The sequence below is a fragment of the Flavobacterium sp. 38-13 genome, from assembly GCF_001899155.1.
Classification (GTDB): domain Bacteria; phylum Bacteroidota; class Bacteroidia; order Flavobacteriales; family Flavobacteriaceae; genus Flavobacterium; species Flavobacterium lindanitolerans.
This window is the reverse complement of sequence record NZ_MKVG01000009.1, coordinates 25,830-39,736: the sequence shown is the minus strand read 5'-3', so window position 1 is coordinate 39,736 and position 13,907 is coordinate 25,830. Positions and strand designations below refer to the sequence as shown.

12 protein-coding genes are annotated in these 13,907 nt (G+C 39.5%); 3 read left to right on the top strand and 9 right to left on the bottom strand.

Translation table 11 applies throughout. The features are described 5' to 3' along the window. Window positions 1-23: 23 nt before the first annotated feature. The gene (locus BGO88_RS06325; protein ID WP_056067571.1) at window positions 24-797 is read left to right on the top strand and encodes a Bax inhibitor-1/YccA family protein; all 774 of its coding nucleotides are present in this window, start codon (window positions 24-26) and stop codon (window positions 795-797) included. Window positions 798-1,235: 438 nt separating this feature from the next. Here the strand turns inward: BGO88_RS06325 and BGO88_RS06320 are convergent, their stop codons facing one another. From BGO88_RS06320 to BGO88_RS06305, 4 genes are all read right to left on the bottom strand, one after another. Further along, window positions 1,236-1,751 (bottom strand): PAS domain-containing protein, encoded by a 516-nt coding sequence (locus tag BGO88_RS06320; protein WP_286706325.1) that lies wholly within the window; start codon window positions 1,749-1,751, stop codon window positions 1,236-1,238. A 120-nt stretch (window positions 1,752-1,871) separates the two neighbouring features. Then, window positions 1,872-2,960, bottom strand: coding sequence for a DNA polymerase IV (gene dinB, locus BGO88_RS06315; RefSeq protein ID WP_286706324.1), 1,089 nt, complete (start codon window positions 2,958-2,960; stop codon window positions 1,872-1,874). Window positions 2,961-2,978: 18 nt separating this feature from the next. Next, window positions 2,979-3,428 (bottom strand): GNAT family N-acetyltransferase, encoded by a 450-nt coding sequence (locus BGO88_RS06310; RefSeq protein WP_286706323.1) that lies wholly within the window; start codon window positions 3,426-3,428, stop codon window positions 2,979-2,981. Then, on the bottom strand, window positions 3,425-5,512 hold the full coding sequence (locus tag BGO88_RS06305; protein WP_286706322.1) for a transporter-like protein: 2,088 nt from the start codon (window positions 5,510-5,512) through the stop codon (window positions 3,425-3,427). Before BGO88_RS06305 ends, BGO88_RS06310 begins: the two co-directional genes overlap by 4 nt. Before the next feature lie 79 nt (window positions 5,513-5,591). Here BGO88_RS06305 and BGO88_RS06300 point away from each other — a divergent pair, with 79 nt between their 5' ends. Beyond that, window positions 5,592-6,062, top strand: a complete 471-nt coding sequence (locus BGO88_RS06300) for a CYTH domain-containing protein (protein WP_286706321.1) — start codon at window positions 5,592-5,594, stop codon at window positions 6,060-6,062. A gap of 30 nt (window positions 6,063-6,092) precedes the next feature. After that, on the top strand, window positions 6,093-7,028 hold the full coding sequence (locus BGO88_RS06295) for an alpha/beta hydrolase (protein WP_286706320.1): 936 nt from the start codon (window positions 6,093-6,095) through the stop codon (window positions 7,026-7,028). Window positions 7,029-7,033: 5 nt separating this feature from the next. On the opposite strand, the gene BGO88_RS06290 is transcribed toward BGO88_RS06295, so the two are convergent. From BGO88_RS06290 to BGO88_RS06270, 5 genes are all read right to left on the bottom strand, one after another. Further along, the gene (locus tag BGO88_RS06290) at window positions 7,034-7,342 is read right to left on the bottom strand and encodes a hypothetical protein (protein WP_056067557.1); all 309 of its coding nucleotides are present in this window, start codon (window positions 7,340-7,342) and stop codon (window positions 7,034-7,036) included. Between the two features lie 3 nt (window positions 7,343-7,345). Then, a complete protein-coding gene (locus BGO88_RS06285; RefSeq protein WP_286706319.1) occupies window positions 7,346-8,032 on the bottom strand; it encodes a GNAT family N-acetyltransferase in 687 nt (228 codons plus the stop codon). A gap of 146 nt (window positions 8,033-8,178) precedes the next feature. Beyond that, entirely contained in the window at window positions 8,179-9,579 is a 1,401-nt protein-coding gene (locus BGO88_RS06280) for an efflux transporter outer membrane subunit (RefSeq protein ID WP_101471108.1), read from the bottom strand. Then, entirely contained in the window at window positions 9,569-12,739 is a 3,171-nt protein-coding gene (locus BGO88_RS06275; protein WP_286706318.1) for an efflux RND transporter permease subunit, read from the bottom strand. Before BGO88_RS06275 ends, BGO88_RS06280 begins: the two co-directional genes overlap by 11 nt. A 6-nt stretch (window positions 12,740-12,745) precedes the next feature. Continuing rightward, complete coding sequence (locus tag BGO88_RS06270; protein WP_286706317.1) at window positions 12,746-13,897, bottom strand: efflux RND transporter periplasmic adaptor subunit; 1,152 nt, start codon at window positions 13,895-13,897, stop codon at window positions 12,746-12,748. Window positions 13,898-13,907 lie beyond the last annotated feature (10 nt).

Sequence of the window (13,907 nt, the reverse complement as noted above, 5' to 3'; positions counted from 1 at the left end):
GGCTGATATTAAAATAAACGATTATGAATTTCAAGTCAAATAATCCATTTTTGGGCAATAAGAATTTTAGCAAACCAACTGTTCATTCTTACAGCCCGGACGAAAACTCAACCCTGATTGATTACGGCCAGGAAATGACTGTTTCCGGAACCATCAACAAGAGTTTCTTTATGCTTTTGTTATTAACTGCCACTGCTTCTTTAACATGGTGGCTGGCTTTTAACGGTTTTAATCCGCTTCCTTTGGCAATAGGAGGAGCAATTGTTGGATTTATATTAGTCTTGATTTCATCATTCAGACCTCAATATTCTTCCTATCTGGCTCCGGCTTATGCATTGGTTGAAGGATTATTTATCGGAGGTATTTCTGCCGTATTTGAAGCCATGTATCCTGGAATCGTAATACAGGCTGTTGGCGCTACCTTCGTCACGTTTTTAGTGTGTTTTGGCCTATATAAATATCAGATTGTAAAAGTAAACGAGCAATTCAAATCCGTAGTTATTGCTGCCACATTAGCTGTTGCTACGTATTACTTAATTTCATGGCTGCTTTCAATGTTTACCAGCTTTGTGCCGGTTCACCATGGCAATTCGCTAATGAGTATCGGAATCAGTGTTGTCGTAATTATTATTGCTGCCCTGAACCTGTTCTTAGATTTCGACCTGATTGAAAAAGGAGCAAAAAACCGACAGCCAAAATATATGGAATGGTTTGGAGCTATGGGATTAATGATTACTCTTGTGTGGCTTTATATCGAGTTCCTAAGATTGCTTTCCAAGCTTTCCAGCAGAAACTAAACAATAAACATATAAAATCAAAAAAGGTTTGACTTGAGTCAAACCTTTTTTTTTCCAGATGACTTTTGCAAAAACAGCCACTAACCCTGTTATGCTTGAGTCATACACCCCCATTATAATTCAACGACACATTGTTTGGGAAAGTTTGAGTTTGTGCAATTCATGTAAATTCCCAATGCCTGTGATTATGTTACAAAGCTATGCCGATGGTAAAAACGAAACAAGGGGAAATTTCCCCTTTTTTTCAGGGGAGAAAAACTTTAAAGAATAATATGGTATTTAAATGAACGAAAAATATGCATCCGGAAAAAGACGGCATCCCTACTTAAGTCGGCATCTCTGCGCCTTTGCGTGAAAATTTGCTCAGAAAGATGCATAGAACCTAAAGGTGAAACAGGTTTGAATAAATATTAGAAAAGGTGTGTTATGGTTAAAGATTTAGGCTACTTTTTCAAACGCGATAAAATTCACAACCTGCTTCTTACGGTTAAATATTGGAAAAGCCTTGATATGGCAGAAATAGGTTTCCCCGTTTTTTTTGTAGTTTATGATTGTTTTTTCAAAAGGAATCCTGGCATCAATTGCTTCACGAATCTGTTGCAGTTCTTTTTTAGAAGTTTCGTCGCCCTGAAACATTTTAGGGCTTTTCCCGAGTACTTCTTCTGAAGCATAGCCTGTCATTCCTATAATATTTTCTGAAGCAAATACTATATTCAAAGAAGTGTCCGTCACAACTATAACATGGTCTTTTTGTAATTCTTCTTTAAAATCCCAATTCAACTTCCAGTGATTGGATTTTGAAAGCACCTTCAATTTGGATAAGTCAGAAAGGGAGTTCTTGAGCTGTTCTAAATATTCTCCAAAAAAATTCCACGAATATAACGGCACGGGGATAGCATTCTGCGTATCGGAATACCCCTTTTGTGCGTTTTCATATTCATTTAGGTCAAACATGGTAATATTTTTAGCAAATATAAATCTTTGATAGAAAGTAGTTCAGAAACTTTGCCCTTTCTTATTTGTGATTTTTGATTTCTGATTTTAGGTTTAGACACCATAAGCCAAAATCTTAAATTAAAAATCAAACTTCAACTGTACAACTACCGTCTTTTTTACTTCCGTATTCAAATTCCCAAGTGATATTCCCAGCAGACGAACCGAGTCTTTCATTTTTTCCTGATAGAGCAATTCTTTGGCCACATCCAAAATCAGACTTTTGTCAGAAATAAAATAGGGCATAGTCTTGCTTCGGGTTTGTAATGTAAAATCGCTGTATTTAATCTTTAAAGTGACCGTTTTCCCTGAAATATCATATTTCTTCAGCCTTCGTTCCAAAGTCGCGGCAATCGATTCCAGGCGCTCCATCATAAAAATTTCCGAAGTCAGGTTTTCATGAAAAGTATGCTCGGCTCCTACAGATTTCGCTATGCGTTCCGGCTTTACCGCGCTGTTGTGAATGCCCCGGACTACCGAATAATAAAAGGCTCCCGATTTGCCAAAATGTTTTATTAAAAAGTCTATTGTTTTTTCTTTCAGGTCTTTACCCGTAAAAATTCCCAACTGATACATTTTTTCTGTAGTCACCTTCCCTACTCCATAAAACTTCCTGATGGGGAGTTCTTCCAAAAAGGCAAGCACTTCATCGGGATTGACCGTTTTTTGTCCGTTAGGCTTATTAAAATCCGATGCGACCTTAGCAATAAATTTATTTATGGAAATTCCGGCAGAGGCAGTTAATCCTACTTCATCCCATATCCTTTTGCGAATTTCGCGGGCAATTAGTGTGGCACTGGGATTTCCTTTTTTATTGACAGTAACATCCAGATAGGCCTCGTCAAGAGAAAGCGGTTCAACCAAATCAGTATAATCATAAAAAATCTGGCGTATCTTTTCGGAAATTTCCCTGTAACGTTCAAACCTGGGTCTTACAAATATTAATTCGGGACAATTTCTCTTGGCCTGATAGCCGCTTATCGCACTGCGTACTCCAAATTTTCGGGCTTCATAGCTTGCTGCAGCAACAACACCCCTGTTTCCTCCACCACCAACGGCAATAGGTTTTCCTCTCAATTCCGGATTGTCCATCTGCTCAACAGAAGCATAAAAGGCATCCATATCGACATGGATGATTTTGCGATTTTGAATTTGTTCCTGCTCCTCCATAACCCAACTGCCAATTTATCAAACCGACTCTATATCACAGTCCAATTGATATAAATCAAACCCTTCATCCCAGAAATCTTTCACAACTTCCCTGAGCCTGAGCCCAAATTTTTCATAAAACGGATAAACAAGCTGCGATGTTCTCACAGATAAAGTCTTAACCTGTTTGTTTTCTTTTATCTTCTCAATCCTGAATCGGGTCAAAGCACTGCCAAGTCCTTTTCCTTGATAGCCCGGGTCAAAGATATCCCAGGATATTTTTGCCGTTTTGCCATCTTCTGTCAGATTAAAGCCTCCACATCCAACAATCTTACCTTCCATGACAAGAACAAAATAATTATCCGCCTCATTATCCAAATAATACGACAAGTCCTTCTCTTCATTTGGAGAAAAGAATTCCGGTGTATTCAGTCTTAAAAGTTCCAATATTCTGTTTTTGTCAGAACCGGCATACTCTCTTATTATCATTTTTTATTTTTTGTATCTAAAGCCAAATACTCTTCCTCTGTTTGTGTTTTTATCTTTCTTTCTGATGGAAAAAAGAAACTCATAGGTTTGCTTTTGAAATGTTTCCAGATGGACAAGATAACAAAACGTATTTCACGCAACGGAATATTTCTGGAACGGAAAGCCAACCCCAAAGACAACGCAAAGCTTACGAGGAAATTGACCAACCCGATTACGCCAATTCCAATAACACACCAGATTACCAATGACAAAGTTACCATAAAATCGGCTCCATAAAGCCCTAAAGCCATATTTCCACTTGCAAAAGTAATGTGCCGGATATCAAGATTTAATCCAAAAAACAATCCGATGGATGCGGTCGAGCCCATGAACACCCCAAACCAAAAATTGGAGATAATACCTGCCCATTTCTTTTCATACATATCGGCAATTTTTTTTGTTTTCTCCCTGCCAAAAGTCATCTTCAGTACGGGATGTTCCTGTATTCTGTAATACACCTGATGATGCTTGTCCCTATTGGCAATACTTCCTGAAATGATACCGGAAAGAAAAAGAAACACCCCGGCAATTGCTGCGTGAAAAATAGCCGGCGAATGAACCGGACTTATATCTGTCAGCAGTTTTGTCCATTTCGAAGCGGCAATATTATATTCAAAGGCATAATCAATCAGCCAGATTCCCAACAGCGAAACCGGAAATGCCATAACAATGTTCCCTACAAAAGCAATAAACTGTGACCTGAAAACCCGCGCAAAAAATACCGCAAATGCCTGGTGTTTTTCAGACGAATTTCCTTGTTTTTTCATACCCTGCTCTAACGCCCTGACCAATGCTGATGCTGTCATGGCCGGCTGTTTTGTAGCCAAAGTAAACCCGCAGAGATAAATGGCAATGAATCCAATCGAATAGTTCATACTATATAAAAAAGCATGCCCAAAACCGCTGGTTTCTACCTTGCCCAACATTACTTTGATGATACACAAAAGACCCACTATAAGTCCGCCTCCTAAAGCTGCCCTGAACATCCTGAAATATTCCTGCCGTGTTTCTGTAATGTACTTTTCGCCTGTTTTTGCAGTATGCTGTGTAACTTCATAGGACAAAAGCTGAGTACTTTCGCTTACCAGACCTCTGATATCGTTTTTATAACAGTTGTATTTTATGAGTTTTAACGCAAGCTGAATCTCATTATTTTTTTTGTTTTCTTCTCTATCCACAACCAAAAGCGGAATCAGTACTTTTAATCGGTATAGCTGTTGGCGTATGCGGAGCAGATTTTGGTTAACGCGAAGCGAAATACCGTATTTTGAAGAATTGGCAAAGGCTTTTTCTACAAAATCATTGCATTGCTTGTGCAATATCAAAAGTTGTTTGTAGTATAGGTCTGTAGATGAAATAAAATGATTGCTTTCCGCATTCCTCACCGTATCATCAATCTGATGGAGCTCTTTTTCCAAGGCAGCAAAGGGACTCTCCAGATTGTCATATTCCGGAACCATTTTTATAACGTCCGTTTCCATGGCACGACCACTAATACGTTGCGTAATAATATTCATAGAAAGCAACATTTCGGACAATACGGAATCTTCTTCTACCGTGTCATAAATCGAATTGAAAAGTAAAAGGTCATAAAGTTCTTCGATTTGGGAAACCGGAATTTTGTTTACCCAAATCGTGTCGGTTGCCAGATAAAAAACCTGATTTAAAATATACTCTAATGAATCTTTGCTGGGCTGATAGGGAAGCAATTTGGAAAAAATCCTTTTTCGGACCTCAAAAATAAAATCAACATCACGGAGGATTCCCGCATCTGAAAGAAACTTATTGAATTTTTTATTGTGCAGCAGCTTTTTGACATAGTAAGAAAACTGTAATCGTATGAAATCATTTTGTTGAAGAAACTCCAACAATTCCTGAATATCGACAACTAAGACCGCTTTTGGTTTTTTAGGTCTTATAATACTGACCAGCTGCACCAATAATTCAATTTCGTCATTTGCCTTCGTCCATAGCTGGCTTTCATCAAAATAATGCTTCATAAAAGAAGCAATGGAGATTTTTGGCTTCGATTTTCTAATTTTCATGGGGTTTTAACTTAAGCTTTATCGTAAAAATACAAATAGAAGAGCATTTATCAGTAACTTCGTTAATAAAAAGATACCCATGCTTGAGATTGAAAGAAAATTCCTTGTCAACTCTGACCAGTTTAAGACACTTGCTTTTGCTAAAAATCATATTGCCCAGGGCTACCTCAACAGCCATCCGGAGAGAACTGTCCGTATCCGGATTAAAGGAGAAAGCGGTTTTCTGACCATCAAAGGAAAAGGAAACGAATCCGGGCTTTCCCGTTTTGAGTGGGAAACTGAAATTCCACTTGTGGAAGCCAGACACCTGATTCAGCTTTGCGAAAAGGGTGTTATTGACAAAATACGCTATGAAGTGCGGTCCGGAAACCATGTTTTTGAGGTTGACGAATTTTTTGGAGATAATGAAGGACTCGTTATAGCCGAAGTTGAATTGAAATCTGAAGATGAAACCTTTGAAAAGCCTGATTGGTTGGGAAGTGAGGTTACAAACGATGAGCGTTACTATAATGCTTTTTTAAGCCAGCATCCTTATAAAACCTGGAAATAATTTGTTTTATTATACGTCAATAAACTATAAATGATTACCCCAATTACAATGAAAAAAATCCTGATTGCCTTTTTGTTTCTGTTGTCTTTTCATGTAGGAAATGCCCAAAAAATGACAACATTGACTTATTTCCAAAACGATACAATTAAGTTAGACCTTGATTTATTTCTTCCGGCAAAAACGTCCGGCAAGAAACTACCATTGCTTTTGTATGTGCACGGCGGCGGATTTTCAGGAGGAGAGAGACAATCCGGTCACAGTCTTTGCCGTTATCTTGCCCAAAATGGTTATGCAAGCGCTACGATAACCTATACACTATATGCCAAAGGCAGGAAATTCAGTTGCGACGGTATTCTTTCTGAAAAGATTAAGGCATTTCAATATGCAGTAAACGATTTATGGCTGGCCACTTCCTTTTTTATAAAAAACAGTGAAAAATATGCTATCGATACTTCAAAAATATTTATTGCCGGTTCCAGTGCCGGAGCCGAAACTGTGCTTCATGCTGCATTTTGGGATTTTAAAACGATGAATTTATATGATAATTCACTTCCTGCCGGATTTAAATATGCCGGACTCGTTTCGGGTGCAGGAGCTATTATGGACTTAAATCTGATTACTGAAAAAAACATAATTCCTATGTTTTTCTTTCATGGAAATGGTGATACAACCGTTCCTTATGGTACTGCTCCACATCATTATTGCAAGACTAATGCTTCAGGATGGCTAATGCTCTTTGGTTCCTATTCTATCTATAATCATATCGTGAGCTTAGACGGTTCCGGAGCGCTCTATACGTTTTGTGGTGGCGGACATGAGTACAGCGGCTATCTTTTTGAAAAAGAGCACCACATTGTTTTAAATTTTCTGAATGATGTTTCGTCCGAAAAGAAATTCCAAAAGCATGATATTGTGCCAACCGGAAAAAAGAATGAGCTGTCTGCTACCTATAAATTTTGCGATTAAAGTTATTATTCACCGTTAAAACCATACAACAGGCTTCGGGTTTCGTTATGACTGTCATAGCTATGGTGGTAAACGAAAAACAAGGAGAACGAAGTCAATAACACCGCTAAAAAAACATAAAAAAGAGACTTGCTTATAACTTCCGTTGCTTTTAGGAGGGCTCCAATTAAAAAAGCCACAAAATAAAAGCCGAAGAGCGCCAGCACAAAAATCCCTAGGGAATGTTTATGTCCTGACAACCTTATAGTCACCAATACTAAGACGATTGTGATTATTGCTATGGTTATTTTTCCTATTTTATTTTCTTTCATCATCTTCTATCTTAATTTTACAATATGCCAAAAACTAATCTTTCGTCTTGTTATAAAATCCAGCTTTTCATATAATTTTATGGCACCTTCATTGCTTTCAACCACATGAAGGTAAGGCATCTTTCCCTGTTCTATTATAGCATTAGCCGTATGGGCAACCAACTGTTTTGCCAGGCCTTTTCCGGTGTGTTCAGGATGTGTGACCACAGCGCTGATTTCTACAAAATCATCCATTTTCATCCGTTCTCCGGTTACGGCTATCAATTCTCCTTTTTCAAAGATTCCGTAATAGTTTCCCAGTAAAGCTGTTTTCTCTTTAAAATAACCCGGCTGTACCAGATTAACCAGGTCAAATAAAGCTTTGGTATTGTTTGAGGTCAATGACACAATAGTATTTTTATACTCCATATCTATCTTATTCTCAACAATCATTTGTGCGCAAATCAGCTCATTTTTTAGTAGCAGTTCATCAGACAACAACGGTTTTTCACCAACAACAAAAAAACTATCTGTCAGGTGCGAATAAGAATCAATACTTTCAGAAATATCATCTGGACTTTGAAAACCTCCAAACGGGCAATAATCCGGATGGTAAAACTTTATGTTATTGTAATTAATTGCAAAATCCCGATGGCTTTCTGATAAAGAATACCAAACAGGATTGTCTAATTTTTTATATTTTTCAGGTTTCATAAATAATGTACTGTTTTAAGATTATTCCCAATCGCGCCAAAACCAATGCCTATAGAACCCTTAAAACAAAAAACCACCGAACATCGAAATGTCCGATGGTTTTGAACAAAAACAAAATCAATCATAATCCCGCAAGCGGAACTATATTATTGCCATCCGCCACCTAAGGCTCTGTATAATTGGATAATGGCATTGTACTGTCTGTATTTATTATCAATCAGATTCAGTTCCGTATTCAAAGCATTGTCTTTGGCTGTCAATACTTCCAAATAGTTCACCAAACCATATGTTAATAGTTCGTCTGAATAATCAGCCGCTTTTTTAAGTGCGTCAACTTGCTTTTCGCGGATTGTTATTTTAGCCGTTTCGTTGTTGTATTGCGCCAAAGCATCCGAAACTTCTTTTCCTGCAGTTAACAGAGATTGTTCAAATTGCAGATAGGCTTTTTCCTGGTTGGCTTTTGCCACTTCAAAACGCGTTCTGATTTGTCTCTGGTTAAAGATTGGCTGTGTTAATCCGGTAACTACATTTGAAAAGAACGAATTGGCACTGAACCATTGTTGCAAATCGATACTTTGGAATCCGCCTGTAGCCGTTACTTTTAGTGTAGGATAGAAATTACTTCTTGCAACATTAGTCTGCTCAAAAGTAGAAATCAGGTTATATTCTGCCGCAATAACATCCGGTCTGTTTCTTAACAGGGTTGCCGGAACGCCAAGTGTAATTTCCGGCTGCATTACCTGAGACTCGAAAGTACCTCTGGCAATTTTCTTAGAACCTTCACCCAAAAGATTGTTCAGGGCATTTTCTAAGATGATTACATTGTTCTTTAAATCTGCAATAATGATTTCTGTCGCATATTTCTGTGCTTCGGTCTGCTTTACACCCACTTCATTTACATTTCCTGCATCTTTAAGCGCAATAATCGTTTCGATACTTTCATTTCTGTTAATCAACGATTCTTCAGCTACCTTAATCTGGGCATCCAGAGAAAGCAATTGATAATAGGTAGAAGCAATGCTGGCAATCAACTGTGTCTTAACCGCCTGATTGGCTGCTATTGACTGCAGATAAGCCGCATTTGCCGCACGCTTGTTACTTCTGATTTTGCCCCAGATATCCGCTTCCCAGGAAAGTGTTCCTGTCAACTGATACTGGTCTGTGCTTCGGTCCTGCAGGAAAGCTCCCAACTGGCTGTTTTTAGAAAGCTGCTGGTGTGTCCAGTCAGCATTTCCTGAAAGTGTTGGAAAGTAACCTGCTTTGCCTTGTTTCATTGTAGCTTCTGCGGCTGCAATATTCTGCATCGCAATACGGATATCCAGATTGTTCTGCAATCCTTTTTTGATATAGTCCTGCAAGATAGGGTCAGTAAATATCTTATCCCATGAAACATTCGCAAGCGAGGTAGAATCCGCAGAAACGACCTCTGTTCTGTAAAGGTCTTCTGTTTTTAGTTCCGGCCTTTCGTATTTTTTTGCGACGAAACAAGATTGCATTACGGCTGCAGCGAAAACGAGCAAACCTATTTTATATATCTTATTCTTCATATTCTTCGTTTAAAAGTATAACATCAGACTCTTTTTCTTCAAATGGCTTGCCTGAGATTCTTTCCTGCAATGATTGGAAGATAACGAACAATACCGGAATTACGAATACTCCAAATACGGTTCCAATCAACATTCCTCCAACAGCTCCCATACCAATAGAACGGTTACCTACTGCTCCAACTCCGGAAGCAAGGGCTAATGGCAACAGACCAAAAATAAAGGCCAATGAAGTCATTAAGATTGGTCGAAGACGCGCTTTTGCACCTTCGATAGCTGCCTGCATCAGGTCCATTCCGTGGCGTCGTCTCTGTATGGCGAATTCCACAATCAGGATGGCATTCTTCGCGAGGAGACCAATAAGCATGATTAGTGCTACCTGGAAGTAGATGTTGTTTTCTAATCCGGCAAGCTTCACAAATCCGATAGCTCCGGCAATACCAACAGGTAATGATAACAATACCGATAATGGCACCAGATAACTTTCATATTGCGCACTCAAAAGGAAGTAAACAAATATCAAACTTAAAAGGAATACGCCTGCTGCCTGTGATCCTGCCAAAATCTCTTCACGGGTCATACCTGAAAATTCATAAGTATAACTTTTTGGCAAGTGCTGTGCTGCAACTTCCTGAATTGCCTTAATCGCATCACCTGAACTGTAACCCGGTTTCGCTTTTCCGTTAACGTTTACAGCTTTTAGCATGTTAAATCTCGCTACAGCTTCCGGTCCGTAAATTCTCTTGAAGTCAATGAACTGGCTGATTGCTACCTGCTGGTTATTGGCATTTCTGACATAAATATTGTTAATCGATTCTTCAGTAGCCCTGTCAGACGGTTTTGCCTGAATCATGACACGGTACTGCTTCCCGAATTTATTGAAATCTGTTGTATACAATCCTCCGTAATATCCCTGCATGGTGTTGAAGATATCCGAAATAGATACTCCGGCATCTTTTGCCCTTTCCACATTAATATCCATTTGGTATTGTGGGAAGTTCGGGTTAAAGTTGGTCATCGCATACTGAATTTCCGGTCTTTTCATCAATTCGCCCAGGAACTCGTTGCTGACTTTACTAACTGTTGCCCAGTCATCATCACCTTTATCCTGTATTTTGAATTCAAAACCATCGGCAGTACCAAAACCTTGTACACTCGGAGGTGTAAAGAATAAGGCTCTTGCATCTTTAAAGTGGGCTGTTCTTCCAAAAAGTTCTCCCACTACTGCATCAACCTGCTGGTTAGCCTCTTTACGATAAGCCCAGTCTTTCAGTTTGATTACTGTAAAGGCATAGGAACCACCATTTACGTTGTTCAACAAACTAAATCCTACAACGCTCATTCTGGCTTCAATAATATCCATCGAGGCTAAAATAGAATCTAATTCGTTTACTGCTTTTTGTGTTTTTTCTAATGTAGTTCCAGGAGGCAGTGTCAAATCCGCCATGATGATTCCCCTGTCTTCGTTAGGAATAAATCCCGACGGAGTAGACTGGAACAAGAAATAAGTAATACCACAGAAAACCAAAAGAGCTACTCCTGTTACCCATCTTTTTCTTACCAGGAATCGCAACGAGCCTGTATATTTCTCGTTCATCTTATTAAAGCCTGTGTTGAAGGCCAGGAAGAATCTGTCTTTCAGGTTCTTTTTATGATGGTCTGAATCTTTATGCGGTTTCAGGAACAGGGCACACAAAGCCGGACTCAACGTTAACGCGTTTACTGCCGAAATCAAAATCGATATCGCCAACGTAATTGCAAACTGTTGGTAGAATACTCCCGAAGGTCCGCTTAGGAACGATACCGGAATAAATACGGCTGACATTACCAATGTAATCGAAACAATCGCACCAGAGATTTCGCTCATCGCAGACAACGTAGCTTCTTTCCCGGACTTGGCTCCTTCGTCGAGTTTGGCGTGTACCGCCTCCACGACGACAATGGCATCATCGACCACAATACCAATCGCGAGAATCATAGCAAACAGGGTCAACATGTTAATTGAGAATCCGAATAATTGCAGGAAGAAGAACGTTCCGATAATGGCTACCGGTACAGCGATAGCAGGAATCAGAGTAGAACGGAAATCCTGTAAGAATAGGAATACTACAATAAATACAAGAATGAAAGCTTCTACCAAAGTAGAAATTACTTTGCTAATGGAAGCATCAAGGAATGTTTTGGTGTTGTATGGAATTACATAATCTACTCCCTGAGGGAAATCAGGTTTTGTTTCTTCCAAAATCGACATTACTTCTGTGATGATATCCTGTGCATTGGAACCCGATGTCTGGAACACCCCTACGGCAACACCTTCCTGCCCCATAGCAATGTTTTTGGTACCATAATTGAAGCCTCCCAATTCTACGGTGGCCACATCTTTCAGGTGAAGGAAGTTTCCGTTTCCTGTAGACTTGATTACGATGTTTTCATAATCTTCAATTACAGAAAGTCTTCCTTTGTATTTGATTACATATTCATAAACTCCATCTGCATTTTCACCAAATTTACCCGGTGCCGCTTCTACGTTTTGCTCTTGTAGCGCTGCCTGAATATCTTTTGGCAATACGCCATAAGTTGCCATTTTCTCCGGATCAATCCAGATTCTCATCGAGTAATCTTTTGCTCCGAATACGTTAACCTGTCCAACACCTTTTACACGTTGCAGTTTTGGAACCAGGTTGATTTTAGCGTAGTTCTGAATATACGTTTCGTCGAATTGCTTGTTTTTAGAATAAAGCGCAAAGAACATCAAGGCACTGGTCTGGCTTTTTAGCGTGGTAACCCCTGTCTGAACAACAGCCTGAGGCAATTTGCTGGTAGCACGGGAAACCCTGTTCTGAACGTTTACGGCAGCAATGTCCGGGTCAACCCCAAGTTCAAAGTAAACTGAAATTTTTGCTGAACCGTCATTCGCAGCAGAAGACGTCATATAGGTCATTCCTTCTACTCCGTTGATTTCTTCTTCTAGTGGCGTCACGACACTGTTCAATACCGTTTCGGCATTCGCTCCAGTATAGGTCGCATTAACCTGAACCGTCGGTGGGGCGATTTCAGGATATTGTTCTATCGGCAGGGACATCAATCCCAGAATTCCTAAAATGGTAATCAGGATCGATATTACGGTCGAAAGAACCGGTCTTTCTATAAATGTCTTTAACATTGAGAATTATTTTTTAGCTGATGGTGTGGTTGTTTTTGCAGCATCTTTTGCCGCAGTATTTTCTGCCGGAGCCGCAGCTTCCGGTTTTCCTTGCTGTGGCACGATTTCCATATCGTCTTTTAATTTAGAAGCCCCTTCGACTACGATTAACTCGCCTTCTTCAAGTCCTCCGCTCACGATGAAATTCAATCCTGATGTTCCTTTTGTCTCGATGATTCTTGATTTTACCTTGTTGTCTTTTCCAACTACATAAACCATCTGTTTTCCTTGTACTTCAAATACGGCATTCTGTGGCACAAGCATTACGTTTTTCTCATCAATTGGCAAACGAATGATACCACTGCTACCGCTTCTAAGAATTCCTTGCGGATTTTTGAATTCGGCTCTGAACTGCGTTGTTCCTGTTTGTGGATTAACCAATCCATTCATTGTTGCCAATCTTCCTTTTTGGTCGTATTCTGTATTGTCAACCAAAAGCAGGGAAACTTCCGGAGCTGATTTCAGCTTTTCTGCCGTTGTAGCTCCTTTAAAGGTTTTGTTGAAAAACAAAAGTTGTTTCTCGTTCATTGAGAAATAGGCACGGATAACTCTCGTATCAGAAACGGTTGTCAAAGGCATTTCACTGGTTGAGCTAACTAAACTACCTTCTCTGAATGGAAGACCGCCAATTACTCCATCAACGGGCGATGTGATTGTTGCAAAACCTATGTTGGCAGCAATAGCTCCATAAGAAGCTTTAGCCTGCGCTAACTTAGCTTTGGCCGTTTCCAATTGTACGTTGCTGATGATTTTTCTGTCAACAAGCGGCTTCAATCGGTCTACTTCAACCTGAGCTGCCTGTACGGCTGCCTTTGCTGCTGAAGCATCCTCGTTTTGAGTTTGGGTTTCTAATTTGAATAACAATTGTCCTTTTCTGACAACCTGTCCTTCGTCAACAAATATTTTTTGGATAAATCCGTTAACTTTTGGACGGATTTCGACATTCTGTTGTCCCTCAAGATTGGCTGTATATTCCTGATAAACAACCGCATCCTGTTTCGCAACAGCCTGTACCGGAAACGGCATTGGTCCCTGAGGAGGCATCTGCTGTTCTTTTTTACCGCAAGAGTAAAGTGTAATTATTGCGATTACAATACTGAATAGTGATTTATTCTTCATCTGCATTTTT